1 tRNA gene and 2 rRNA genes (1 of these 3 cut by a window edge) are annotated in these 2,500 nt (G+C 50.9%); all 3 read right to left on the bottom strand.

The window, feature by feature from the left end:
- A 23S ribosomal RNA gene (locus tag QM917_RS10480) occupies positions 1 to 973 on the bottom strand (it extends 1,931 nt beyond the left edge of the window).
- Positions 974 to 1,098: 125 nt separating this feature from the next.
- Positions 1,099 to 1,171: transfer RNA gene (locus QM917_RS10475), tRNA-Ala, on the bottom strand.
- Positions 1,172 to 1,221: 50 nt separating this feature from the next.
- Positions 1,222 to 2,500 (bottom strand): 16S ribosomal RNA (locus QM917_RS10470); the annotation flags it as partial.

Below are 2,500 nucleotides of genomic sequence, written 5' to 3'. Positions count from 1 at the left end.
GCCGACCATAATTCATTGGCATTCGGAGTTTATCTGAGATTGGTAATCCGGGATGGACCCCTCACCCAAACAGTGCTCTACCTCCAAGAATCTCTAATGTCGACGCTAGCCCTAAAGCTATTTCGGAGAGAACCAGCTATCTCCAAGTTCGTTTGGAATTTCTCCGCTACCCACAAGTCATCCAAGCACTTTTCAACGTGCCCTGGTTCGGTCCTCCAGTGCGTCTTACCGCACCTTCAACCTGCTCATGGGTAGGTCACATGGTTTCGGGTCTACGACATGATACTAATGCGCCCTATTCAGACTCGGTTTCCCTACGGCTCCGTCTCTTCAACTTAACCTCGCATCATATCGTAACTCGCCGGTTCATTCTACAAAAGGCACGCTCTCACCCATTAACGGGCTCGAACTTGTTGTAGGCACACGGTTTCAGGTTCTATTTCACTCCCCTCCCGGGGTGCTTTTCACCTTTCCCTCACGGTACTGGTTCACTATCGGTCACTAGGGAGTATTTAGGGTTGGGAGATGGTCCTCCCAGATTCCGACGGGATTTCACGTGTCCCGCCGTACTCAGGATACTGCTAGGTACAAAGACTATTTTGAATACGAGGCTATCACTCTCTTTGGCTGATTTTCCCAAACCATTCTTCTATAATCTTTGAGTCCACATTGCAGTCCTACAACCCCGAAGAGTAAACTCTTCGGTTTGCCCTCCTGCCGTTTCGCTCGCCGCTACTAAGGCAATCGCTTTTGCTTTCTCTTCCTGCAGCTACTTAGATGTTTCAGTTCACTGCGTCTTCCTCCTCATATCCTTAACAGATATGGGTAACAGGTAGTACCTGTTGGGTTCCCCCATTCGGAAATCCCTGGATCATCGCTTACTTACAGCTACCCAAGGCATATCGTCGTTTGTCACGTCCTTCTTCGGCTCCTAGTGCCAAGGCATCCACCGTGCGCCCTTATTAACTTAACCTTATTTTTCTGACCTTTCAGTCATAAACTCTTATTAATACTACAGCGTTTTCGGTTTATTTTCTTGTTACTATTTGATATAGATATTCAATTTTCAATGTGCATTACTTGGTGATCTCTCACCAATGGAGCCTAGCGGGATCGAACCGCTGACCTCCTGCGTGCAAAGCAGGCGCTCTCCCAGCTGAGCTAAGGCCCCACAAGACCTCTCAAGACTAAACAAGACCAATGTGCATTCCTTATCCTTAGAAAGGAGGTGATCCAGCCGCACCTTCCGATACGGCTACCTTGTTACGACTTCACCCCAATCATCTATCCCACCTTAGGCGGCTGGCTCCTAAAAGGTTACCTCACCGACTTCGGGTGTTACAAACTCTCGTGGTGTGACGGGCGGTGTGTACAAGGCCCGGGAACGTATTCACCGCGGCGTGCTGATCCGCGATTACTAGCGATTCCGACTTCATGTAGGCGAGTTGCAGCCTACAATCCGAACTGAGACTGGCTTTAAGAGATTAGCTTGCCGTCACCGACTTGCGACTCGTTGTACCAGCCATTGTAGCACGTGTGTAGCCCAGGTCATAAGGGGCATGATGATTTGACGTCATCCCCACCTTCCTCCGGTTTATTACCGGCAGTCTCGCTAGAGTGCCCAACTGAATGATGGCAACTAACAATAGGGGTTGCGCTCGTTGCGGGACTTAACCCAACATCTCACGACACGAGCTGACGACAACCATGCACCACCTGTCACCTCTGTCCCGAAGGAAAGCTCTATCTCTAGAGCGGTCAGAGGGATGTCAAGACCTGGTAAGGTTCTTCGCGTTGCTTCGAATTAAACCACATGCTCCACCGCTTGTGCGGGCCCCCGTCAATTCCTTTGAGTTTCAACCTTGCGGTCGTACTCCCCAGGCGGAGTGCTTAATGCGTTAGCTGCGGCACTAAACCCCGGAAAGGGTCTAACACCTAGCACTCATCGTTTACGGCGTGGACTACCAGGGTATCTAATCCTGTTTGCTCCCCACGCTTTCGAGCCTCAGCGTCAGTTACAAGCCAGAGAGCCGCTTTCGCCACCGGTGTTCCTCCATATATCTACGCATTTCACCGCTACACATGGAATTCCACTCTCCCCTCTTGCACTCAAGTTAAACAGTTTCCAAAGCGTACTATGGTTAAGCCACAGCCTTTAACTTCAGACTTATCTAACCGCCTGCGCTCGCTTTACGCCCAATAAATCCGGACAACGCTCGGGACCTACGTATTACCGCGGCTGCTGGCACGTAGTTAGCCGTCCCTTTCTGGTAAGATACCGTCACAGTGTGAACTTTCCACTCTCACACTCGTTCTTCTCTTACAACAGAGCTTTACGATCCGAAAACCTTCTTCACTCACGCGGCGTTGCTCGGTCAGACTTCCGTCCATTGCCGAAGATTCCCTACTGCTGCCTCCCGTAGGAGTCTGGGCCGTGTCTCAGTCCCAGTGTGGCCGATCACCCTCTCAGGTCGGCTATGTATCGTCGCCTTGGTGAGCC

Source organism: Streptococcus infantis (assembly GCF_047460685.1).
GTDB classification, from domain to species: Bacteria; Bacillota; Bacilli; order Lactobacillales; family Streptococcaceae; genus Streptococcus; species Streptococcus infantis_AD.
The sequence above is the reverse complement of the archived record's forward strand: the minus strand, read 5'-3'. Positions and strand labels throughout refer to the sequence as shown.